A 22,859-nucleotide genomic window follows, 5' to 3' on the forward strand; every position below is an offset into this window, starting at 1 on the left:
ACGAACAGGCAAATGCTGCGAGGAGTGAATTGTGGGTTTTCTGAAGTATCTGGTGCCGAAACGCTTTCGCAAAAAAGAACTCGTCATCCCGGTTGTGCGCATGCATGGCGCCATCATGGCTGGCGGCAACCAGTTCCGCCCCGCTCTCAATCTTGCCTCTTATGCACCGCTGCTGGAAAAGGCCTTTGCCATCAAGGACGCGCCAGCTGTCGCCATTTCCGTGAATTCTCCTGGCGGCTCGCCGGTGCAGGCGCGAATGATCTATAATCGCATCCGCCAGCTTGCCGAGGAAAAGGACAAGAAGGTCCTGATCTTCGTGGAGGACGTGGCGGCCTCCGGTGGCTACATGATCGCGCTAGCCGGCGACGAGATCATCGCCGACCCCACCTCCATCGTCGGTTCGATCGGCGTCGTTTCCGGTGGTTTCGGTTTCCCTGAAATGCTGAAGAAGCTCGGGGTGGAGCGCCGCGTCTATACGGCCGGCGAGAACAAGGTCATCCTCGATCCCTTCCAGCCGGAAAGAGAGGGCGACATCGAATATCTGAAGTCGCTTCAGGTCGAAATCCACAATGTTTTCATCGATATGGTCAAGATGCGCCGCGGTGCAAAACTGAAGGGCGACGAGACGGTCTTCTCCGGCCTGTTCTGGACCGGTATGCGTGGCCTGGATCTCGGCCTGATCGACGGCTTGGGCGACATGAAGGAAGTTCTGCGCCGCCGTTACGGGACGAAGGTCAAGCTTCACCTCGTCACCGGCGGGCGCTCGCTGTTCGGCAAAAAAGTGCCGGGCGTGAATGCGGCACTCGGCCTCAATGCCGAAAGGCTTGCGGCAGGCGCCGTCTCGGGACTTGCGGAAGTCGCCGAAGAAAAGGCATTGTGGTCGCGTTTCGGTCTATGATGTCGCAGGAATAGGGCCTTATGGCGCAGCTTATTACAATTATTCTTCTGGTAGTGGGATCCGTCATCCTCTACCGCCGCTTCGTTCGCGATGCTGAAAAGCTTTCGGCAAAATCGAAGCAGCGCGAAAAGGAACGCGAAACCGGCGCCATCGGCACGCTGATCAAGGACCCCGAAACCGGCGAATACCGCGTGAAGCGTGAGGATGAGGCGTAAGCCGGTGTCTCCACGCATAAATCCTTGACCCCTTCGCCATGCCGTGGCACCAGTCCGCATCCGAAGTAAGTCAGTGCTTACTTATCCTCATAACGCCGCGATGACTGCAATGACCGATATTCCAGACCATATGAACCCCAAGCGTTCCTTTCAGGCGCTGATCCTGACGCTGCACAATTACTGGGCCGACAAAGGCTGCGCGGTGTTGCAGCCCTATGATATGGAAGTGGGCGCGGGTACGTTTCATCCGGCAACGACGCTGCGCGCGCTGGGGCCGAAGCCGTGGAAGGCTGCCTATGTGCAACCATCACGCCGTCCTTCCGATGGTCGCTACGGTGAAAACCCCAACCGTTTGCAGCATTATTACCAATATCAGGTCATTCTGAAGCCCAACCCTTCCAACCTTCAGGAACTGTATCTCGGTTCGCTGAAGGCCATCGGTCTCGATCCGCTGCTGCATGATGTGCGCTTCGTCGAAGACGACTGGGAAAGCCCGACGCTCGGCGCCTGGGGTCTCGGCTGGGAGTGCTGGTGCGACGGTATGGAAGTATCGCAATTCACCTACTTCCAGCAGGTCTGCGGCATCGAATGCTCGCCGGTCGCCGGTGAACTGACCTATGGTCTGGAGCGTCTGGCCATGTATGTTCAGGGCGTCGACAATGTCTACGACCTCAACTTCAACGGCCGCGAGGGTGAAGAGAAGATCTCCTATGGTGACGTCTTCCTGCAGGCCGAGCAGGAATATTCCCGCCATAATTTCGAATTTGCCGACACGGGCATGCTGCATCGCCATTTCATCGACGCGGAAAAGGAATGCCTGGCGCTTCTCGCCGCGGGCGCGCCGGGTGATGATGACAATCAGCGCCTGCATAAATGCGTGTTCCCGGCCTATGACCAGTGCATCAAGGCAAGCCATGTCTTCAACCTGCTGGATGCGCGCGGCGTGATCTCGGTGACGGAACGCCAGAGCTATATCCTGCGCGTGCGCACGCTGGCGAAAGCCTGCGGCGAAGCCTTCCTGCTCACGGATGCGGGCGGGTTGAACTGGAACAGGGCCGCCTGAACCTTTATGTAAGGCGGGGCAACAGTCTAACGTGCGGGTGCCGTTGCGGCGCTCGCGCCTCTTGAGGAGGGGTCGGGAATGTTCATCACGCTGGCAATCATCGCGGCAATCGCGCTCTATGTCGTCTTCATCTATAACGGGCTCGTCAAGGCGCGGCAGATGAAGGAAGAGGCGTGGTCGGGCATCGACGTGCAGTTGAAACGCCGCGCCGATCTCATTCCCAATCTCATTGAGACCGTGAAGGGTTACGCGGCGCATGAAAAAAGCACCTTCGAGGAGGTGATTGCCATGCGCAACCGGGCCCAGGCCGTACCGGCTGGCGATGTCGAAGGCCGCGCCCATGCGGAAGGCATGCTGTCGCAGGCGCTCGGCAAGCTCTTTGCGCTCGCTGAAGCCTATCCCGATCTGAAAGCCAACACGAACTTTCTGGAATTGCAGCGCTCGCTGGAAACCATCGAGGGCGAACTGCAGATGTCGCGCCGTTATTACAATGGCGCCGCGCGCGATCTGAATGTCAGGGTGGAAAGCTTCCCATCCAATCTGATCGCCGGCCAGTTCGGTTTTGCCAAGGCGCCTTATTTCGAGATCGACAACCCGGCAGACCGCGCCGTGCCGACCGTGAAATTCTAAGGCCACCGTTCCCCGGGTCCAAATCCTCCCGCCGACATTCCTGTATCCCGGCTCTCTGCCGCATTCTTTGACAAGACGACGATCATGATCGAACTGACCATCACCCCGCCCGGCCATCCGCTTTCCGGCAAGGTAGAGCCGCCCGGCTCCAAATCCATCACCAACCGCGCGCTTCTGCTGGCTGGCCTCGCCAAGGGCAAAAGCCGCCTGACCGGCGCGTTGAAGAGCGATGATACGCTCTATATGGCCGAAGCCCTGCGCGCCATGGGCGTTAAGGTGACAGAACCCGACGCCACGACCTTCGTGGTGGAGGGTACAGGCGTGCTTCAACAGCCGGAAAAGCCGCTTTTTCTCGGCAATGCCGGCACAGCCACGCGGTTCCTGACTGCGGCTGCAGCACTGGTGGATGGCGCCGTCATCATCGATGGCGACGAGCACATGCGCAAACGCCCGATCATGCCGCTGGTGGAAGCGCTGCGCGCCCTCGGCGTCGAAGCGGATGCGCCGACCGGCTGCCCGCCAGTTACCGTGCGGGGCAAGGGCATGGGTTTCCCGAAGGGCAGCGTCACCATCGATGCCAACCTCTCCAGCCAATATGTGTCGGCACTTTTGATGGCCGCTGCCTGCGGCGACAAGCCGGTTGATATCATCCTCAAGGGCGAGGAAATCGGCGCGAAGGGCTATATCGATCTCACCACATCAGCCATGGAAGCCTTCGGCGCGAAGGTGGAGCGGGTCAGCAACGCCATCTGGCGCGTGCATCCGACAGGTTACACGGCAACCGATTTCCACATCGAACCCGATGCCTCCGCCGCTACCTATCTCTGGGGCGCGGAACTTCTGACCGGCGGTGCTATCGATATCGGTACGCCCGCCGACAGGTTCACGCAGCCGGATGCCAAGGCCTATGAGGTCATGGCGCAGTTTCCGCACCTGCCCGCTGAAATAGACGGTTCGCAGATGCAGGACGCCATTCCGACCATTGCCGTTCTCGCCGCGTTCAACGAAACGCCGGTACGTTTCGTCGGCATCGCCAATCTGCGCGTCAAGGAATGTGACCGCATCCGCGCCGTCTCGCTCGGGCTCAACGAAATCCGTAACGGTCTGGCGCATGAGGAAGGCGACGATCTGATCGTGCATGCCGATCCGGCGCTGGCTGGTCAGACGGTCGATGCCTCCATCGATACTTTTGCCGATCACCGCATCGCCATGAGCTTTGCGCTGGCGGCGCTGAAGATCGGCGGCATCGCCATCCAGAACCCGGCCTGCGTGGGCAAGACCTATCCGGGCTACTGGAAGGCGCTCGCCTCGCTCGGCGTCGACTATACCGAAAAGGAAAGCGCTGCCGAGCCGCAGCACTGAAACCGGCTGGAGGAGACCGCCCCGTGAAGACCATCGCCGCAAGACTTCTCGCGCTGCTTGTCTTCCTGGGCGCGGCCTGCCCGGCCTTTGCGGAAGAATTCATCCGCTCCTATCATTCCGTCGTCGAGGTTGCGAAGAGTGGCGAACTGACGGTGACGGAAACCATCACCGCCCGTGCCGAAGGCCAGAACATCAAGCGCGGCATCTTCCGCGATTTCCCGCTTTATGCGCTGGATGCGAATAACCGCCGCACCAAGGTGGATTTTAACGTCGTTTCCGTGGAGCGGGATGGCGCGCCGGAGAACTGGCGCACCGAGAATATCGATGGCGGCATCCGCATCTATACCGGCAGCGCCGACCGTTTTCTGCCGACCGGCGAACATATCTTCCAGATCACCTACACCACCGCCCGGCAGATCCGTTATTTCAGCGATTATGACGAACTCACCTGGAACGTCACCGGCAATGGCTGGCAGTTTCCGATGGGTGAGATTTCCGCCACCATCACTTTCCCACAGGGCGTGAAGGCCACCGATACTGCCGTTTTCACCGGTCCACTCGGTGCCACGGGCAAAGATGCGCGCATTTTGAGCGAAGGCAACGAGGTGTTTTTTGCCTCTACCCGCCCGTTTTCAGTGGGCGAGGGCATGACAGTTGCCGTGAAGTTGCCGAAGGGCGCCATTGCCGCCCCCGACTCCTCGCAGGAGGCAGGTTGGTGGCTACGTGACAATCTTGCCATCCTGCTTTCGGGCGGCGGGCTTTTCGCAGTGCTGCTCTATTATCTGCGAGCATGGTTCGCGGTCGGCCGTGATCCGGCCAGGGGCATAGTCGTGCCGCGCTGGGATGCGCCGGAGGGGCTTTCGCCGGCTCTGGTCAATTACGTTGATAACAGGGGTTTTTCCGGCGCAGGCTGGACAGCGCTGTCCGCCTCGGCACTTGATCTGGCGGTCAAGGGTTATGTCGTTCTGGAGGATCTGAAGAACTCCATCGTCATCCGCCGCACGCAAAAGCAGGCTGGGGCGGAGTTGCCGAGCGGGCAGAAGACGCTGTTGTCCTCCATCGGTGGTCCGGGCGAGACGCTCACCATCGACAAGGCCCACGGTGCGGAAGTCGAAAAGGTCGGAACGCAGTTCCGCGCGGCGATAGAGAAAGAGCACCGCGGCAAATATTACCGCAGCAATGCCGGTTACATCGTTTTCGGCATCTTCTTCAGCGTCGCCATCATCGTCGCGACACTGGTGTTCGGTGATCTCGATGAAAGCGCCATTGCCGCCGTGCTGGTCTTCGGGTTTTTCGCCTTCTTCTTCAGCATCCTGTCGATCGGCATCGGCCGGCAGTTCTCGCGCGGTGCACCGCTGCGCAAGCGCATCGGCGGCATCGTCATGCTGGCCTTTGCCGGTTTTGTGGCGTTTTCGGCCATTGGCGGCATCGCCACGCAGATCCTGCTGGATGTGACACATGACACCAAGTCGCTGGCGCTGGCCGCCATCGGCGGCATCGTGCTTACCAATGCGCTGTTCCTGTTTCTGATGGGTGCGCCGACGCCGCTCGGCCGCAAGCTGATGGACGGCATCGAAGGACTCAGAACGTATTTGACGCTGGCGGAAAAGGACCGGATGAACATGGCGGATGCTCCCGCCATGTCGCCGCAGCATTTTGAGACATTGCTGCCCTATGCGGTCGCGCTCGGCGTGGAAAAACCCTGGAGCCGCACCTTCGAGACCTGGCTTGCCACGGCTGCTGCCGGTGCTGCCGCGGCAAGTTATGCGCCCGGCTGGTATTTGGGCAGCAATTACGGCAGCTTCGGAGACCGGATTGGCGGGTTCTCCACTTCCATGGCGAATACAATCGCTTCCACCATTCCCCAGCCTGTCAGCTCATCTTCCTCCAGCTTTTCAGGTGGCGGTGGCGGTGGTTCTTCCGGTTCGGGCGGCGGCGGCGGTGGTGGCGGCGGTTGGTAACGTCGACCGACGGTAATTTAACCGATAGCTGATGACTTTTGCCGCTGGTCTTGCTAAGTCCGCGACACTCTTTTGCAACAGATTAAAGTCCTTATCCCATGCCCGATCTTCTGCTTGAACTTCGCTCCGAGGAAATCCCCGCACGCATGCAGCGCAAGGCGGCGGGCGATCTGAAGAAACTCGTCACTGACGCCTTGGTGGAGAGAGGGCTGACCTATGAGGGTGCGCGCGAATATTGGACGCCGCGCCGCCTGACGCTGGATATTCGCGGCCTCAATGCCCGCTCCGCCGATGTCAGGGAAGAAAAAAAGGGTCCGCGCACCGATGCCAATGAAAAGGCGATTGAGGGCTTTCTGCGCGGCGCTGGCCTTAATGATGTCTCCGAGGCTCAGGTCGTTTCCGATCCGAAGAAAGGCGATTTCTACATCGCCATCATCAACAAGCCCGGCCGCCCGGCGGAAGAGATCATCGCCGAGGTGATGCCCGGCATCATCCGCTCCTTCCCCTGGCCGAAATCCATGCGCTCCGGCCCGGCTTCCATGCCGAAGGGCTCGAGCTATGCCGGCATTGAAGGCAAGGGCTCGGAGAGCCTGCGCTGGGTGCGCCCGCTGCAATCCATCGTCTGCCTGTTCGGCCCCGAACATGACGAAACCCAGGTCATTCCCTTTGTCATCGACGGCATCGTCGCTGGCAACGTCACCTATGGCCACCGTTTCCATGCGCCGGGTCCGATCACCGTGCGCCGTTTCGAGGATTATGTCTCCAGCCTTGAAAAGGCGAAGGTCATTCTCGATGCCGACCGCCGCAAGGATATCATCCTGCACGATGCCAAGGATCTGGCATTTGCCAACGGCCTTGAGCTGGTGGAAGACGAAGGCCTGCTGGAAGAAGTCTCCGGCCTCGTTGAATGGCCGCAGGTGCTGATGGGCACTTTCGAGGAGGATTATCTGCAGATTCCGGCGGAAATCATCCGGCTGACCATCAAGACCAACCAGAAGTGTTTCGTCACCCGTAATCAGGGTGCGGAAGAGGGTCTTTCCAACCGCTTCATCCTGATCTCGAACATCGAGGCAAGCGACGGCGGCAAGGAAATCATCCATGGCAACGGCAAGGTCGTCCGCGCCCGCCTGTCGGATGCCCGCCATTTCTGGAACCGTGACCAGGGCGATCTGCCTGATCTGGAGACGCTGAAGGATTCGGCTGCGAAATTTGGCCTCGATCTCAAGAAGCCGCTCGACCAGCGCATGGCGAAGCTCGATGCGCTGAACGTTACCTTCCATGCCAAGCTCGGCACTCAAGGGCAGCGTGTGGCCCGCATTCGCGAACTGGCCAAGGCTCTGGCCCCCGTCGTCGGTGCCGATGCTGCTCTGGTGGACCGCGCCGTGGTGCTGGCGAAAGCCGACCTGCGCACCGAAGCCGTCGGCGAATTCCCCGAGCTTCAGGGCCTGATGGGCCGAAAATACGCAACCTTGCAGGGCGAAAACGAAAGTGTCGCCGCGGCGATCGAGGATCACTACAAGCCGCAGGGTCCCTCCGACCGCCTGCCAGCCGACAAGGTTGCGATCACGGTTGCTCTCGCCGACAAACTCGACACGCTCGTCGGCTTCTGGGCCATCGATGAGAAGCCGACCGGTTCGAAGGACCCCTTCGCGCTTCGCCGTGCGGCGCTGGGCGTGGTTCGCATTCTGCTTGAAAAGAACGTGCGCCTGCCGCTCTTGAGCGTCGCGAAGGATACTGACCTCCTCTCCTTCTTCCACGACCGCCTGAAGGTCTATCTGCGCGATCTTGGCGCCCGCTATGATCTGATCGATGCAGTCCTGACACCGGAATCCGACGACCTGCTGATGATCGCCCGCCGTGTCGAGGCGCTGACCGCCTTCATCACCGGCGAAGATGGCCGGAACCTGCTGGCCGGTGCAAAGCGCGCCACCCAGCTTCTGGCCGCAGAGGAAAAGAAGGCCACCGTGGTTGCCGATGGCGTTTCAGAAGAACTACTGAAGCTCGACGCCGAAGAGGCGCTTTACGCGGCGATCAAGACCGCTTCCGCCGATGCCGCAAAGGCCGTCGAGACGGAAGATTTCCGCTCCGCCATGCAGGCGCTTTCGACGCTTCGCGCGCCCGTCGACAAGTTTTTCGAGGATGTTCTCGTGAATGACGAAGATGCGGCCATCCGCGCCAACCGTCTGGCACTGCTGAAGGCTATCCGCGAAGCGACCGGTACGGTTGCGGATTTCTCGAAGATCACGGGGTGAGGGGTTTGGGGGTAAACGGGCATTGCAGAATGCTGGGTTTCACCCCCCTCTGTCCTGCCGGACATCTCCCCCACAAGGGGGGAGATCGAATCGTTGCGACCGTTCGATCGTCCTCAAAGTTAAGGATTTGGCGGGGAGTGTCCCGCTTGCCGATCTCCCCCCTTGTGGGGGAGATGCCCGGCAGGGCAGAGGGGGGTATTTCTGCTTCCACGCTTGCCCGGCTCGTTTTGCAATGACTCACACGCCCCCCAAAATCCTCATCAGCGCCTGCCTTCTCGGCCAGCCGGTCAGATATGACGGCAAGGGCAAACCTCTCGTCCACCCGGCGATAGACCGCTGGCGGGATGAAGGCAGGCTGGTGGCGATCTGTCCGGAAATGGCGGGTGGCATGTCCGTGCCGCGCCCGCCGGCAGAGATCGAGAAGGGAGCTTCCGGTCTCGATGTGCTGGAAGGCCGCGCCCGGGTGCTGGAAGTAAGCGGCGGCGATGTCACGGCGGAATTTATTGCCGGTGCGGAAAAGGCGTTGGCCCTTGCGGAAGCCAATGGCTGCACGCACGCGCTGTTGATCGACGGCAGCCCGTCCTGCGGATCGGTCGCGATCTATGACGGCTCGTTCTCCGGCATCAAACATGCGGGCAATGGCGTGACGGCGGCGCTGCTTGAAAGAGCGGGAATTGCGGTCTTTTCGCCTGCTGATATCGACCAGCTCGATACTCTGACACGTTGAAACAAAAAAACGCCGGAGTTTCCTCCGGCGTTTTCGTTTATCCATCACCTCAGCGTCTATCACCCCGCCATGCGCATCTGCTCTGCCATACCGTGAAGCTGGTGGCTGGAGGAGACGCGGAAGCCGCGGATGAGGTTCAGCAGCTCTTCGGTATCGACGGCCAGCGCTTCGGCCGAAGCCGTGGTCTCTTCTGCCATGGCCGCATTGTGCTGGGTGGCGACGTCGAGCTGGTTGAGCGATGTGGAGATCGAGCGCAGCGTCGTGTCCTGTTCGGCCGCTGAATGGGCGATCTTGCCGACGATCTCGTTGGCGGATTTGATCTGGTCCGAGATGCGTTTCAGCGCGTCACCGGCTTCGCCGACGAGACGCACGCCGTTTTCCACCTGGTTGGAAGAGCGGGCGATCTGGTCCTTGATCTCCTTGGCGGCGGCGGCGGATTTCTGCGCCAGTTCGCGCACTTCCTGTGCCACCACGGCAAAGCCCTTGCCCGCTTCCCCGGCGCGCGCCGCTTCCACACCCGCATTCAGTGCCAGAAGATTGGTCTGGAAAGCGATATCGTCGATCACACCGATGATGTTCGAAATCTGATCGGAAGATTGTTCGATGCCGCTCATCGCCGCAATCGCTTCTTCCACCACCCGATCGCTGCGCATCGCTTCGGAACTGACTGTCGTGACGCGCTTGGCAGCGTCGGCTGCGCCTTCGGCCGTCTGGCGCACCGCAACCGTCAATTCGTCGAGCGCGGCAGAGGTTTCCTCGAGATTTGCCGCCTGCCGTTCGGTGCGCTGCGAAAGCTCGTTGGAGGCCTTGCGGATTTCTTCCTTCGAGCCGCCGATATCGATGCTCTTGGAATTAACCTTGGCCATGGCGGCGTCGAGATGGGTCAATGCCTCGTTGAAATTGTCGCGCAGCGCGGCGTAACGGTTGCCGAGATCGGCGCAACGCACGGTCAGATCACCGCCGGCGAGTTTTTCCAGCGCCTCGCCAATGGTGGTGACGACACGCGCCTGCAATGCGGCCTCGTCGCGCTGCATGTCGAGGTTGTTCTGGCGCTCGGCGTTGAGCTGCTGCTGCTGTTCTTCTTCCCGGCGCTGCATGGCATGGCGCTCCCGCACCTTGTCCTGAAGCGAGGCCGTGGCCTTCGCCATCATGCCCACCTCGTTTGTCAGCCCGGTATGGGGAATGGTGAGCGAGACGTTCTCATTGGCGACTTCACCCAGCGCCCGGTGAATGTCGCCGAGCGGCTTCGAGATGCCCCGGATGACGTAGAAGGCGGCGGCAAGTGCCAGCACGAAGATGGCGGCACCGATGGACAGCGCCCTCATCACCTCGCCACGGACCTGGGCATTCAGATCATCGATGTAAACGCCGGTCACGACCACCACCTGCCAAGGCTCGAAGGCAAGGGCGTAGGAGCTTTTGGCGTAATCATTGCCTTCCATGCCGGGCTTCGGACCGTAGAAATCCGTCTGGCCGCCGCCGTTGCGGCCAAGCCGTACGAGCTCGTCACGATACTGGAAGCCCTTGCTGTCCGGCTTGCCCTTGTAGTTCTCGCCGACACGCTTCGCGTCGGGATGGAATTTCATCGTCACGTCGTAGTCGTAACCGAACAGATAGCCATCCGGGGTGAACCGCATGGCGCTGACGGTGGCGAAGGCCTGCTTCATGGCATCTTCGCGTGAAAGCGTCCCGGCCTTTTCCTTGTCGTGGAAGGATTGCAGGATGGAAATGGCGGATTGCACCTGTGTCCGCAGCATGCCGTAGCGTTCTTCATAGATCGCGTCGGTGGCGGATTTCAGCTGGTAAAACGTTGCTGCTGCGAAGGCGGCCATAAGGGCCACCACGAGCACGATCAGCTGACGGGAAATGGAAAGATTCTTCATGGGCGCTCACAAGCTTTTGCGTCGCGAGCCGGAAAAAGCCGCGCGCTGCCGAAGTTTCGAAAATGGGAAGGCGCCTGATGCGCTGTGATCAGCCTGAAAAGCGAAGGTCCGCTCCAAGCCCTCATGTCGTGCTGCATCGCACTATGAGGTCACTTAGCGGCGAAAAATTTGAATAAATATTTAATTAGCAAAAGCTTTATGAGCCTGCTTGGCAGAATAATGGATGAAGAATTTAATATTCACCGTATAGTTGCCGTGAACTTTGAAAAATGCAGCGATGACGCGATTATTTGACTTTTGTCATCAAAGACGGCGCCGACACTGTCGGTCAATTGCCGCGCAATTTGAAATCCTGGAAATCGGGTGTCGCTATTACTGATGCGCTTGACGGTGCCGTGGCATTGGCCGCCGAAATTGTCTTCGTCGCTGCCGTGGTCGCCGTCATGTCTATGCCTGCGGGCGTGGCTGCCGTTTCCTGGGGGGGAGTGCCAGCTTCACCCTCATCATAGGTCGCAATTGCGGTGCCAGGGGTTTCCTGCGGCATCCACGCGGGATTGGTGCTCACGAAGGTGACGGGCGCGCCGCCAAGCCAGGCCTCGGTGCGCACCAGCGTGCGCTTACCCTCGATTTCACGCATTTCCGTGTGCTGCGTGCCTGGCTCGATGGAGGGGATGGTAAAGCCCTCGGGGGCAGCTTTATCCTTCACGGGCTGGCAGCCGGCGCAATCGAGACGAACGAAGCTGCCATTGCTGGTGTGGGTGCCGTTTACATATTCGATGGAAGACGCCATCGCCGACCCGCCGGTCAGCGCGACAACCGCTGTCAAAAGAAGACGACGCATCGAAAAACCCCCGAAATGACGGCGCAGCCTCACGATCGAGACAGAATGCGCCCTTCAATGTTCGGCCGATATTATCGGTCTTTCGTTTCCATCAGGTCAGCAAACTTGGTAAAAATTGAGCGAAATCTCCGCTCGGGCCGCTGTATGCCTTAAATGGTCAGACTTTTTCGCGCGCCACGGCCTGCCAGCCGATATCGCGACGGCAGAAGCCGTTTTCCCATTCCACCTTGTCCGCCAGCGCATAGGCGCGCGCCTGCGCTTCCGTCACGTTCTTGCCAAAGGCGGTGACGTTCAGCACGCGTCCGCCCGTCGCCACCAGTCTGCCGTCCTTCAGCGCCGTCCCGGCGTGGAACACCTTTGCCTCTTCGCTGGCATCGGGAATATGGGCGATCGGCGTGTTCTTGTCGTAGGCACCGGGATAACCCTTGGAAGCTAGAACAACGGTCAGCGCCGCATCGTCGCGCCATTCCGCTTCCACCTTGTCCAGCGTGCCGGTGGCAGTGGCGTGGAGGATCGGCAGCAGGTCGCTCTTGAGGCGCATCATCAGCACCTGACATTCCGGATCGCCGAAACGCACATTGTATTCGATCAGCTCGGGGCCTTTGGCGGTGATCATCAGACCGGCGAAAAATACGCCGGAGAAGGGATTGCCGTCTTTCGCCATGCCAGAAATCGTCGGTTCGATGATTTCTTTCATGGTGCGCTCCACCATGGCTGGTGTCATCACCGGGGCGGGGGAATAGGCGCCCATGCCGCCGGTGTTGGGGCCGGTGTCGCCATCACCCACGCGCTTGTGGTCCTGGGCTGTTGCCAACGCTAGCGCGGTTTTGCCATCGGAAAGGCAGAAGAAACTGGCTTCCTCACCGTCGAGGAAAGCTTCCACCACAACCTCGGCGCCGGCAGCGCCAAAAGCGCCGTCGAAACAGTCGTCGATGGCGGCAAGTGCTTCCGCCTCGCTCATGGCAACCGTTACGCCCTTGCCGGCGGCAAGCCCGTCGGCCTTGATGACGATGGGGGCGCCCTGTTCACGGACATATTGCTTGGCAGGTTCGGCGGTCTTGAAACGCTGATAAGCCCCGGTCGGAATATCGTAACGGGCGCATAGATCCTTCGTGAACCCCTTGGAACCCTCAAGCTGAGCGGCTGCTTTCGAAGGCCCGAAGGTGGCAATACCAGCCGCACGCAGATCATCCGCCAGACCCGCAACCAGCGGCGCTTCCGGTCCGACGACGACGAAGTCGATCGCCTTTTCCCTGGCAAAGGCGATAACGGCGGCGTGGTCTTCCACGTCAAGCGAAACGAGTGTCGCATGGTCGGCGATGCCGGGATTGCCGGGAGCGGCATAAAGTTCATCGAGCAGGGGAGACTGGGCGATTTTCCACGCCAGCGCATGTTCGCGTCCGCCGGAACCGATCAACAGAACTTTCATGGTCAACACCCCTGCAAATTCGCCTGTAACCTTGTTTGAGGGGCGTTAAGGGCAGGGGGGCGAAAGGTCAAGGAGAAAGCGCCGCAAATGCCCGTCTTTCCCTCGAACTCAGCCTTTCCTGTGGAATCGTTGCCGCCTCTTGTTGTCACGCCACAATCAGACATTATGTTCGCCGCTCCAGATGTGACATCAGAGAACCCCATGACCGCAGATAATGCCCGCCTCGCCACGCTCATCGCCTCCGAAATCAACGCCCGCGCCGATCAGGTGAAGGCGGCAGTGGCGTTGCTGGACGAGGGAGCGACCGTGCCCTTCATCGCCCGTTACCGCAAGGAAGCGACGGGAGGGCTGGATGACACCCAGCTTCGAACGCTTGCCGAACGCCTCGTCTATCTGCGTGAACTCAATGCGCGCCGCGCCTCCATTGTGGATACCATCAACGGTCAGGGCAAGATGACGGATGCCCTGATGGTCAAGATCATGCAGGCGGGCACCAAGGCGGAGCTGGAAGACCTTTATCTGCCCTACAAGCCGAAGCGCCGCACCCGCGCCGAAATCGCCCGCGAGCGCGGTCTCGGTCCGCTGGCCGAAGCGATCTGGGCAAACCGCGCAGCTGATCCGGCAAAGCTTGGCGAGGCCTATGTGCAGGGCGAGGTGGCGGATGTGAAGGCAGCGCTTGAAGGCGCGCGCGACATCGTGGCGGAAACCATGACGGAAAACGCCGATCTTCTTGGACGCCTGCGCGACTATATGCGCCAGAACGCCATTTTCCGCGCCAAGGTGGTCGACGGCAAACAGGCGGCAGGCGAAAAATTCTCCGATTATTTCGATCATTTCGAGCGCTGGGCGACGGTGCCGGGACACCGCGCGCTGGCCATGCTGCGTGGCTGGAACGAGGAAATTCTGACGCTGACCATCGATGTCGATGCGGATGATCCCTCTCCGGTCAAGCCGGCGCAGCGCACCGTCGCGGCCGCCTTCGATATCCGCAATGCCGGCCCCGCCGATCAATGGTTGATGGAAGTGGCAGGCTGGACCTGGCGCGTGAAGCTCTCCATGTCGCTTTCGCTCGATCTGATGCGCGAATTGCGCGAACGTGCGGAAGAAGAGGCGATCAATGTCTTCGCCCGCAATCTGAAGGATTTGCTGCTGGCCGCACCGGCGGGCTCACGCGCCACCATGGGGCTCGATCCGGGCATCCGCACCGGCGTCAAGGTGGCCGTGGTGGATGGCACCGGCAAGCTGCTCGACACCAAGACGGTCTATCCCTTCCAGCCAAGGAACGACGTGCGCGGCGCGCAGGCGGAACTCGCCATGCTCATCCGCAAGCACAATGTCGAGCTGATCGCCATCGGCAACGGCACGGGCAGCCGTGAGACGGAAAAGCTGGTCGCCGATCTGCTGACACAGATGCCGGCTTCGGCTTCCGGCGCAAAGCCCACCAAGGTCATCGTTTCGGAGGCGGGCGCGTCGGTCTATTCCGCGTCGGAACGGGCGGCGGCGGAATTCCCCAATCTCGACGTGTCCCTGCGTGGCGCGGTATCCATCGCCCGCCGCCTTCAGGACCCGCTGGCCGAACTGGTGAAGATCGAGCCGAAATCCATCGGCGTCGGGCAGTATCAGCACGATGTCGATCAGGGCCGTCTCAGCCGTTCACTCGACGCGGTCGTGGAAGATGCGGTGAATGCCGTCGGTGTCGATCTCAATACCGCCTCCTCGCCGCTTCTGGCGCGGGTTTCCGGCCTCGGTGCTTCGATTGCCGACGCCATCGTCGCGCACCGTGACCAGACCGGCCCCTTTGCCAGCCGCAAGGAGCTGTTGAAGGTGCCGCGCCTTGGCCAGCGCACCTTCGAGCAATGCGCCGGCTTTCTACGTATTCCCAACGGCAAGGAACCACTGGATTCGTCCTCCGTGCACCCCGAAGCTTATGGCGTTGCGAAAAAGATCGTTGCCGCCTGCGGTCGCGACCTGCGCACGCTGATGGGTGACAGCGCCACGCTGAAGGGGCTGGATCCGAAGCGCTTCATTGACGAGCAATTCGGCCTGCCCACCGTCAAGGACATCATCGCCGAACTGGAAAAGCCCGGCCGAGACCCGCGTCCGAGCTTCAAGACGGCGACCTTTGCCGATGGCGTGGACGAGATCACCGATCTGAAACCGGGCATGTTGCTGGAAGGTACCGTCACCAATGTCGCCGCCTTCGGCGCTTTCGTGGATATCGGTGTGCATCAGGACGGGCTCGTGCATGTCTCGCAGCTGGCCGACCGTTTCGTGAAAGACCCGCATGAGGTCGTGAAAGCGGGTGATGTCGTCAAGGTCCGTGTCGTGGAGGTGGATGTGAAGCGCAAGCGTATTGCCCTCACCATGCGCAAGGACGGTGGCGAGGCGGCACCCCAGCCAATGCGCGAAAAGGGCAATGCGGGCGCCATGCGCCATGCGAATTCCAAACCGCAGGGACACAACGAAGGGTCGCAATCCGGTGGGGCTCTTGCCGCGGCTCTGGCCGAAGCGATGAAGCGACGCTGACCTCCGGTTGAAATGATTTCTATGGAAAAGCCCTGCCGGAAACCCCGGTGGGGCTTTTTGCTTGATGAAATCGTTCAATTTTTTTGAAATAAGACTATCTTGAAACTTGTGCCGAAAGGAATACGGTCAGAAAAATTGATAAGTGAGACTTAGCAATTGGGGGTGCCATGGCGTCGTCTCTGCATGTTCTTCTCGAAAAGATAATCAAGAACGGTAATCTTGTCGTCAATAGCCCGGGTGGTAGCCGTACATTTGGTGACGGTACCGGAACAAGGGTGGTTCTGAATTTCACCGACGAAGCTGCCATGCAGGAGATCGCTGCCGATCCTGCGCTGAAACTCGCCGAGATCTATATGGAAGGCCGTATGCAGCTCGTCGAGGGCGACATCTACGACTTTCTGGCGCTTGTTAAAAGCAACACGCTAAGCGAGGCGCTGTCCTTCGGCATGGTGTGGCGTGGTATGGCCCGCATCATCGCCGCCCGCATCAGGATGCATCTGCCGGTAAACCACAACAAGAGCAACGTCGCCCATCACTATGATCTGAGCGCCAAGCTGTTCGACATCTTCCTTGATGAGGACTGGCAATATTCCTGCGCCTATTTCAATCCGCCGGGCATCAGTCTTTATGAGGCGCAGGTCGCCAAGAAGCGCCACATCGCCGCCAAGCTGATGACGGAGCCGGGCCAGAGCGTACTGGAGATCGGATCCGGCTGGGGCGGCATGGCGATGTATATTGCCGAAAGTGCAGGTGCCGATGTGACCGGCATCACGCTCAGCGAGGAGCAACTGCGCGTTTCCCGCGACCGCGCAGCAAAACGTGGGCTTGCCGGCAATGTTCGTTTCGAATTGCAGGACTACCGTTACCTGCCTGCCTCAAAGAAATTCGACCGTATCGTCTCGGTCGGCATGTTCGAACATGTCGGGCCGACCCATTACCGCGATTATTTCGACAAGGTGGCGGAGGTTCTGGACGACAAGGGCGTGATGGTGCTGCATTCCATCGGCCAGCCCAGTCCGGCACTGGCGACCAATCCCTTCATCGAAAAATATATTTTCCCCGGTGGTTACATCCCCTCGCTTGCCGAGGTGCTGCCGGCCATCCAGAGGTCGGGGCTGCTGGTGAAGGATATCGAAATCCTGCCCATGCATTATGCGCATACGCTGCGGCATTGGCGCGAACGTTTCGTGGCGCGCAAGGCAGAGGCGGTAGCACTTTATGACGAACGTTTCTTCCGCATGTGGGAATTTTATCTGGCGGGGTCCGAAATGGCCTTCACCCACGAAAATTTCCATATTTTCCAGATTCAGCTCGCCAAGGATCGCGACGCCGTTCCGCATAATCGCGATTATATCAACCGCAACGAGGAGAGGCTTCTGGAGTTCGAAAAGACACGGCCGCCGCTTGAGAAGGTTATGTTCTGACGAGCGCGCGAACGGCGCTCTTACAGATTGCCGACAAATGTCTCCGCAGATTCGACGTCATCCTCGGGCTTGTCCCGAGGATCCACCCACGTCGCGTAAAATCGGGCGGTTGCAGATGCTCGGGACAAGCCCGAGCATGACGGAGGTGAGGTTTTGAGGCCTTGTCGCCACCCCCAACGCAGGAGGCGCATTTCTTCCCGCGCTGGTTAATGGAATGGAAACGGAATCCCTCTAATTCTACGCTTACCTGTTTGTATTGCGTTTCCTGGGGTTATTTTCATGTTCAAGCCATCAGCGGCCGTCGCCGCTTGTGTTTTATCGCTTTTTGCCGTCGGTAACGCCCATGCCGATGGCTGGTTTTCCGGCGACTGGTATTTGAAGCTCGGCGGTTCGGGTTTTTCTGCGCCGAAATATCAGGGCGACAACAAGAACGAATTCGGATTTTCGCCCATCATTTCTCTCGGCCGTCAGGGTCAGGGCGCGCGTTTCACGTCGCGCAACGACAGCGCCTCGATCTCGCTGCTGGACAATGGCCCGATCAGCATGGGTCTTGCGGGAAAGCTGGTGTCTCCGCGTGACCAGAAGGATTCGGCCGATCTGAAAGGCATGACCCGCATCAAGCGCGGCGGCGAGCTTGGCGGTTTCGCCGAGGCTTATCCCACCGACTGGCTGCGTATTCGCGGCGAAGCCCGGCAGGGCATCCGCAGCCATAGCGGCGTGGTCGCCGACCTCTCGGCCGACGTCTTCACCGATATCGCCCCCGGTATCCAGATTTCCGCCGGTCCGCGCGCCACATGGGTCAGCAGCAAATACAATGAACGCTATTACGGCGTAAGCGCCGCGCAGACAGCGGCCGGCGCGCCATCGCCCTACAGCCCCGGCGGCGGCCTGCATTCCGCCGGCGTCGGCGCCGCTATCACCTGGAAAGTCACGGAAGCCGCTGAAGTCGGTTCATTCGCCGAATATCGCCGCCTGACGGGCGACGCTGCCGACAGCTCGCTCGTGCGTGAACGCGGCTCCAAGAACCAGTTCGTCATCGGCGTCCAGGCAAGCTACAAATTCGGCTTTACGCTGCCCTGAGGCGAGGCGAATATGGCCACCCCAAGCCCCGCCGCGAAAGCGTTGCGGGGCTTTTTTGTGTTTACGGCCAAGTGCTGAAATCGATTCCGATTCGCCCGCCGATGCTGTAGAACCATCCCCATGGTTCACCACAGCGATTTGTCAGACCGCGTCTCCGACGCACCATCCAACAACTGGGTCTATCGGATTTTGCCGAGACCCCTCTGGCCCTATGCGCAGCTGGCAAGATGGGACCGCCCCATCGGCTGGCAATTGCTGATGTGGCCGTGTTTCTGGTCCGCAGCACTTGCGGCCAATGCCGCGGTAGCAGGCGGCGGTTTTTCCTGGGGCACGCTGATCTGGCATCTGGCGCTGTTTTTCATCGGATCGGTGGCGATGCGCGGCGCGGGCTGCACCTATAACGATCTTGCGGACCACAAGATCGACATGGCCGTGGCGCGCACGCGCTCGCGGCCGCTGCCGTCCGGTCGAGTGAGCAGGGCGCAGGCAAAGGTCTTCATCGTGTTGCAGGCGCTCGCCGGACTCGTGGTGCTGTTGCAGTTCAACGGATTTGCGATTGCCACCGGCATATTCTCGCTGGTCTTCGTGGCAATCTATCCCTTCGCCAAGCGCTTCACCAACTGGCCGCAATTTTTTCTCGGCCTTGCCTTTTCCTGGGGTGCGCTCATGGGCTGGGCCGGGCAGTTCGGGTCTATCGCCTGGCCTGCTGTCCTGCTTTATGTCGGCTCCATCGCCTGGACGATCGGTTATGATACAATCTATGCCCATCAGGACAAGGAAGACGACACGGCTGTGGGCATCGGTTCAACCGCGCTGCTGTTTGGAGACAACACACATCGCTGGCTGGTTTTTCTTTATGGCACAGCCCTCGTCATGATCGCCCTGTCCTTCTGGGGAGCGGGCGTTAACCTGATCGCCTATAGCGGCCTTGCCGCCGCCGCCATCATGCTTTTCCGGCAGGTCTGGGTGCTCGATATCGACGACGTGGCGCAATGCCTCGTGCTGTTTAAATCCAACAACCGTGTCGGCGTGCTGATTTTCGCCGGTCTCATTCTGCCGCTTCTGTTGGCGTGAGGTTGTTGAAAGGCAAGATGCAAAAAGCCCGGCCGCGATATCCGCGCCGGGCTTTCTATTGTTTTGACTGAAGATTATCAGCTGCGGGCGATGATTTCCTTGCCCTCGATCTTCATGCTCATGCCGAGAGAACCGGTGGAGCGGCGAACGAGAAAGCGCGGGCGGCGCTCCGCGAAATAGGAGTGGCGGCGGCGCGGGCGGGTGTTTTTCGTGCGCACCTTGCCGAGATGTTCTTCCAGCGGACGGGCGACGCCATCGGCCTCCACCATCAGCATCGGAATGCGGTAGGCTTCGGACCAGCTGCGCCAGTCGGCGGCGATGTCGCAAAGATCATGGGCGACGAGAAGCGGAACGCAAAGTTCCGGATCGTCGTGGTGAAGCTCCAGCGTCACCGTCACCTGTCCATCACCATGGTCGATGGCGCGGGCGGCAACGCCCTTGAAAGCGCGGGCTGGCAGGGCGAAGGACAAAGGCAGGCCGGAAGAGGACAGGACCTTTCGCAGAACGGCGCCCCGTTCATCGAGCGTGACGGCAACATCGGTTGCGCCATTGCCCCTGCCATAGGTGACCTGTTGCGGAAAACGTGCCGGGTCGAGTCTGAGTGTGGCGACGGCCCAGTCGGGCTTCAGAACGGTCTTGGTCATGTTTATTCTACCCTTGTTTTACCTGAGAGCCGGTTTCCGGTCTTCTCATCGGGACTTTTCGTCCTCTGATGTCAGGAGAATATCCGCCGCATGTTCGAGACTGCTTAAAAATCGCGGTTAAGAAAACTTTGCATTCCCAAATGGTTAGCAAAACCCACCGTGGCATGGTTTCGCTGAGGTAAAGCCGATTGAGACAATGCGATTTTTCTCAGTCCCGAAACTGTGCTCTTTCAAGCTCCGGGCAAGGCGCGTCATGCACAGTCGCGCCAAGGCCTGCCGTGCGTCCGGATGGAGGTGTGGTGGGCGAATTCAAAACCGGAGCGGGCCGTATCCAGCGTGATGCGCGGCGCTCCAGGGGGCATTCGCATGGTATCGACTTTTCTGAGTTACGACCTCATCAACCGCGATATGAAGGCAAGCATTTCACGCGTGTCGCAGCAGGGGATCGTCGAGCGGCAGACGAAATATTACAAGGAAAACATCGGCAATGTAAAAAGCGTCGACGAGTTCCTCAATAACTACCAGCTCTATTCCTATGCCATGGATGCCTTCGGTCTCGGCGAGATGACCTATGCCAAGGCCTTCATGAAGAAGGTGCTGGAAAGCGACCTGAACGACCAGAACAGTTTCGCCAACAAGCTGACCGATGAACGTTACCGCGAATTTGCCGCATCCTTCAACTTCACGCAGTCCACCACCACGGTGCAGACGGAGGCGCAGCTCGACAACATGATCGGGCTTTATGACACCTCGATCACCAACCTCGATGACAGCCTGTCCGAAGAAACCCGTTATTATAAGGCGATCATCGGAACGGTCACGAACGTGGACCAGCTGCTTCAGAACGATAGAACCCGCGCCTACATCTTCGAGGTCTTCAGCATTGATGAGAAGACCTACAGCTATTCCCACATCAAGGGATTGATGACGAGCGATATCGATGACCCGAACAGCTATCTGAACCAGAAGTTCGGCGCGGCCTATTCCGCTGCCGTGGAAAAGCTTACGACCAAGGGCAATATCGAGTTGCATGGGGATGTGACGGATCGGATAACGGCCATCGATACCGCGCTGGCTGATACCACGCTGACCGCCGAGCAGCGAACCGCCCTTGAAACAGAGAAAACCACCCGGCAGGATCAGCTCACCCAGCTTGAGGGCGTACTGCCGCCGAAGGACCAGTGGGCGGCGACCCTTGCCTCCATAACGGCGGAGCAGACCCAGCTCTCCAACACCGTCTCGCAATATAATACGATGGCGCAGATGGCCCAGGCTTTCGAATTTGCCAATGACGGTACCGTTGTGGCCGGCCAGGCGCAGACCGCCGACAACGTCAAGATCCTGACCCAGGCCTATGTCGGCAGTGCCCCGCGTGTGACCCCGACCGTTGCCACCTTGAACAGGGATTATTTCGAATCGAAGATCGGTTCGATCAAGACCGTCGATGAGTTGATGGCAGACCCGCGTCTGGTGAATTACATCAAGGTCGCATTCGACCTGAATGACTTGACCATAGTCAATGCGACGATCGAGAACATTTTGACCAGCGATCTCAGCGATCCCAACAACTATATCGCCAAGTTCGGCAATGGCGATAAACGTTACATCGCACTGCGTGAAGCGTTCAATTTCAAGGCGGATGGAACGCTGCCGGACGGTACGGCACCGCAGACGACGACCCAGACCGTTACCACGACCAATGGGTACATGAACCATTATAACGACAAGGACGAAGCCGCTGACGAAAACGCTTTGAAGCTGTTCAAGAGCGATATTGCCAACGTCAAATCCGTTGCGGACTTCCTGGAAAGCAGCGCGGTTTACACCTATGCGCTCAAGGCGGTCGGCCTCGATCCGACGAAGGTGAATATTGCGGACGTTCGTAGAGCCCTGACCAGCGACCTGCTGGACAAGAAGAGCTACGTTTATGCGCTGAAAGACGATCGTTACGTCAAACTCGCGGAACTCTTCAACTTCAAGTCTGACGGATCGCCAGGCTCTCCGGTACTTGCGCAGTCCGAACTTGAAATCCAGAGCATGTCGGTCGACTACATCAAGAAGAAATCAGCCTTCGGAACCGACCAGGAAAAGGAAGCCGCAAAGAAGGAGGCGGAATTTTTCCGTTCGGAGCTACAGAAGGTCAAGACGCTCAAGGATTTTCTGGGGAATGATCGCCTGACGAAATTCGCGATGGAATCGCTTGGCATCGACCCCACGAAGGTCACCAAGGACCAGCTGCAAAAAATGTTCACGTCCAATCTGGATGACAAGGACAGCTATCTCAACAAGGAGATGGACCCGGCTTTTCGCCGTCTCGTCACCGCGTTCAATTTCGATACGGACGGTAATATCCTGCGCGAGGATCGCAGCTCCATCCAGACGCGCCGCGGCCTCTACGAGACGCTGGACAATTATCTGACGCAGACGCTGGAGACGCAGGCGGGTGAAGAAAATGCGGGCGTGCGTCTGGCGCTCTATTTCAAGCGAATGGCGGCGGGAACAACGTCCTATTACTCCATTCTCGCCGACACCGCGATCCAGAACTTCATCACGACCACCTTCGGCATTCCCGATGAACTCGGCAATGCCGGGGTCGATACGCAGGTGGCGATGATGAAGAAATATTTCGACATCGAGGACTTTCAGGACCCCGATAAGGTCAAGAAGCTGATCGCCCGTTTTACCATCATGTACGACGACAAGCAGAACACCACCAACCCGATCATGATGCTGTTCAACGGCAGCGGCTCGGTGGGCATCAGCGGCGACACGCTGCTGGCTGTCGCATCGCTGCGTGCACGGTAGGCTGCAACGCGAAGACGGACGATGGAAAGGCCGAGCTTACCTGGT

Annotated in this window: 17 protein-coding genes; 13 read left to right on the forward strand and 4 right to left on the reverse strand. The window is 59.6% G+C overall.

The genetic code is table 11. The features are described from left to right. Nucleotides 1-28 precede the first annotated feature (28 nt). The 8 genes from CRO62_RS20785 to CRO62_RS20825 all read left to right on the forward strand — a co-directional run bounded on the left by CRO62_RS20785 (nucleotide 29) and on the right by CRO62_RS20825 (nucleotide 9,108). The gene (locus CRO62_RS20785; RefSeq protein ID WP_179784655.1) at nucleotides 29-898 is read left to right on the forward strand and encodes a S49 family peptidase; all 870 of its coding nucleotides are present in this window, start codon (nucleotides 29-31) and stop codon (nucleotides 896-898) included. 20 nt (nucleotides 899-918) lie between these two features. Further along, entirely contained in the window at nucleotides 919-1,113 is a 195-nt protein-coding gene (locus CRO62_RS20790; protein ID WP_004432742.1) for an NfeD family protein, read from the forward strand. 100 nt (nucleotides 1,114-1,213) lie between these two features. Next, nucleotides 1,214-2,176, forward strand: coding sequence for a glycine--tRNA ligase subunit alpha (locus CRO62_RS20795; RefSeq protein WP_013635520.1), 963 nt, complete (start codon nucleotides 1,214-1,216; stop codon nucleotides 2,174-2,176). 78 nt (nucleotides 2,177-2,254) lie between these two features. After that, complete coding sequence (locus tag CRO62_RS20800; RefSeq protein WP_097101578.1) at nucleotides 2,255-2,806, forward strand: LemA family protein; 552 nt, start codon at nucleotides 2,255-2,257, stop codon at nucleotides 2,804-2,806. 84 nt (nucleotides 2,807-2,890) lie between these two features. Further along, nucleotides 2,891-4,168: a 3-phosphoshikimate 1-carboxyvinyltransferase gene (locus tag CRO62_RS20805; RefSeq protein WP_097101580.1), complete on the forward strand. Its 1,278-nt coding sequence runs from the start codon at nucleotides 2,891-2,893 to the stop codon at nucleotides 4,166-4,168. 23 nt (nucleotides 4,169-4,191) lie between these two features. Then, the gene (locus CRO62_RS20810) at nucleotides 4,192-6,129 is read left to right on the forward strand and encodes a DUF2207 domain-containing protein (protein WP_097101581.1); all 1,938 of its coding nucleotides are present in this window, start codon (nucleotides 4,192-4,194) and stop codon (nucleotides 6,127-6,129) included. A gap of 98 nt (nucleotides 6,130-6,227) precedes the next feature. Next, entirely contained in the window at nucleotides 6,228-8,381 is a 2,154-nt protein-coding gene (gene glyS / locus CRO62_RS20815; protein ID WP_097101583.1) for a glycine--tRNA ligase subunit beta, read from the forward strand. A 232-nt stretch (nucleotides 8,382-8,613) separates the two neighbouring features. Continuing rightward, the gene (locus CRO62_RS20825) at nucleotides 8,614-9,108 is read left to right on the forward strand and encodes a DUF523 domain-containing protein (RefSeq protein WP_097101588.1); all 495 of its coding nucleotides are present in this window, start codon (nucleotides 8,614-8,616) and stop codon (nucleotides 9,106-9,108) included. A 59-nt stretch (nucleotides 9,109-9,167) separates the two neighbouring features. Here CRO62_RS20825 and CRO62_RS20830 read toward each other — a convergent pair whose 3' ends face one another. The 3 genes from CRO62_RS20830 to purD form a co-directional block, all read right to left on the reverse strand. Beyond that, a complete protein-coding gene (locus tag CRO62_RS20830) occupies nucleotides 9,168-10,991 on the reverse strand; it encodes a methyl-accepting chemotaxis protein (RefSeq protein ID WP_097101590.1) in 1,824 nt (607 codons plus the stop codon). 328 nt (nucleotides 10,992-11,319) lie between these two features. Continuing rightward, nucleotides 11,320-11,832, reverse strand: coding sequence for a plant virulence effector HPE1-like domain-containing protein (locus CRO62_RS20835; protein WP_097103174.1), 513 nt, complete (start codon nucleotides 11,830-11,832; stop codon nucleotides 11,320-11,322). A gap of 157 nt (nucleotides 11,833-11,989) precedes the next feature. Then, nucleotides 11,990-13,261 (reverse strand): phosphoribosylamine--glycine ligase, encoded by a 1,272-nt coding sequence (gene purD / locus CRO62_RS20840; protein WP_097101592.1) that lies wholly within the window; start codon nucleotides 13,259-13,261, stop codon nucleotides 11,990-11,992. Between the two features lie 201 nt (nucleotides 13,262-13,462). On the opposite strand from purD, the gene CRO62_RS20845 reads away from it, so the two are divergent. From CRO62_RS20845 to ubiA, 4 genes are all read left to right on the forward strand, one after another. Next, nucleotides 13,463-15,787 (forward strand): Tex family protein, encoded by a 2,325-nt coding sequence (locus tag CRO62_RS20845; protein WP_097101594.1) that lies wholly within the window; start codon nucleotides 13,463-13,465, stop codon nucleotides 15,785-15,787. A 167-nt stretch (nucleotides 15,788-15,954) separates the two neighbouring features. Further along, entirely contained in the window at nucleotides 15,955-17,211 is a 1,257-nt protein-coding gene (locus CRO62_RS20850) for an SAM-dependent methyltransferase (protein WP_097101596.1), read from the forward strand. Nucleotides 17,212-17,490: 279 nt separating this feature from the next. Continuing rightward, nucleotides 17,491-18,291 (forward strand): MipA/OmpV family protein, encoded by an 801-nt coding sequence (locus tag CRO62_RS20855; protein WP_097101598.1) that lies wholly within the window; start codon nucleotides 17,491-17,493, stop codon nucleotides 18,289-18,291. A gap of 120 nt (nucleotides 18,292-18,411) precedes the next feature. Then, nucleotides 18,412-19,365, forward strand: coding sequence for a 4-hydroxybenzoate octaprenyltransferase (gene ubiA / locus CRO62_RS20860; RefSeq protein ID WP_097101600.1), 954 nt, complete (start codon nucleotides 18,412-18,414; stop codon nucleotides 19,363-19,365). Between the two features lie 77 nt (nucleotides 19,366-19,442). Here ubiA and CRO62_RS20865 read toward each other — a convergent pair whose 3' ends face one another. Continuing rightward, the gene (locus tag CRO62_RS20865) at nucleotides 19,443-20,009 is read right to left on the reverse strand and encodes a DUF6101 family protein (protein WP_097101602.1); all 567 of its coding nucleotides are present in this window, start codon (nucleotides 20,007-20,009) and stop codon (nucleotides 19,443-19,445) included. Nucleotides 20,010-20,375: 366 nt separating this feature from the next. Here CRO62_RS20865 and CRO62_RS20870 point away from each other — a divergent pair, with 366 nt between their 5' ends. Beyond that, a complete protein-coding gene (locus CRO62_RS20870) occupies nucleotides 20,376-22,814 on the forward strand; it encodes a DUF1217 domain-containing protein (RefSeq protein ID WP_097103175.1) in 2,439 nt (812 codons plus the stop codon). Nucleotides 22,815-22,859: the final 45 nt, after the last annotated feature.

The sequence above is a fragment of the Rhizobium sp. AN6A genome (assembly GCF_900215635.1).
GTDB lineage: Bacteria > Pseudomonadota > Alphaproteobacteria > Rhizobiales > Rhizobiaceae > Agrobacterium > Agrobacterium tumefaciens.

Excerpts from the sequence above, each read along its gene's own strand:
- CRO62_RS20790 (WP_004432742.1), top strand. The coding sequence starts at position 919 with ATGGCGCAGCTTATTACAATTATTCTTCTGGTAGTGGGATCCGTCATC.
- CRO62_RS20795 (WP_013635520.1), top strand. The coding sequence starts at position 1,214 with ATGACTGCAATGACCGATATTCCAGACCATATGAACCCCAAGCGTTCC.
- CRO62_RS20800 (WP_097101578.1), top strand. The coding sequence starts at position 2,255 with ATGTTCATCACGCTGGCAATCATCGCGGCAATCGCGCTCTATGTCGTC.
- CRO62_RS20805 (WP_097101580.1), top strand. The coding sequence starts at position 2,891 with ATGATCGAACTGACCATCACCCCGCCCGGCCATCCGCTTTCCGGCAAG.
- glyS (WP_097101583.1), top strand. The coding sequence starts at position 6,228 with ATGCCCGATCTTCTGCTTGAACTTCGCTCCGAGGAAATCCCCGCACGC.
- CRO62_RS20825 (WP_097101588.1), top strand. The coding sequence starts at position 8,614 with ATGACTCACACGCCCCCCAAAATCCTCATCAGCGCCTGCCTTCTCGGC.
- CRO62_RS20830 (WP_097101590.1), bottom strand. The coding sequence starts at position 10,991 with ATGAAGAATCTTTCCATTTCCCGTCAGCTGATCGTGCTCGTGGTGGCC.
- CRO62_RS20835 (WP_097103174.1), bottom strand. The coding sequence starts at position 11,832 with ATGCGTCGTCTTCTTTTGACAGCGGTTGTCGCGCTGACCGGCGGGTCG.
- purD (WP_097101592.1), bottom strand. The coding sequence starts at position 13,261 with ATGAAAGTTCTGTTGATCGGTTCCGGCGGACGCGAACATGCGCTGGCG.
- CRO62_RS20845 (WP_097101594.1), top strand. The coding sequence starts at position 13,463 with ATGACCGCAGATAATGCCCGCCTCGCCACGCTCATCGCCTCCGAAATC.
- CRO62_RS20850 (WP_097101596.1), top strand. The coding sequence starts at position 15,955 with ATGGCGTCGTCTCTGCATGTTCTTCTCGAAAAGATAATCAAGAACGGT.
- CRO62_RS20855 (WP_097101598.1), top strand. The coding sequence starts at position 17,491 with ATGTTCAAGCCATCAGCGGCCGTCGCCGCTTGTGTTTTATCGCTTTTT.
- ubiA (WP_097101600.1), top strand. The coding sequence starts at position 18,412 with ATGGTTCACCACAGCGATTTGTCAGACCGCGTCTCCGACGCACCATCC.
- CRO62_RS20865 (WP_097101602.1), bottom strand. The coding sequence starts at position 20,009 with ATGACCAAGACCGTTCTGAAGCCCGACTGGGCCGTCGCCACACTCAGA.
- CRO62_RS20870 (WP_097103175.1), top strand. The coding sequence starts at position 20,376 with ATGGTATCGACTTTTCTGAGTTACGACCTCATCAACCGCGATATGAAG.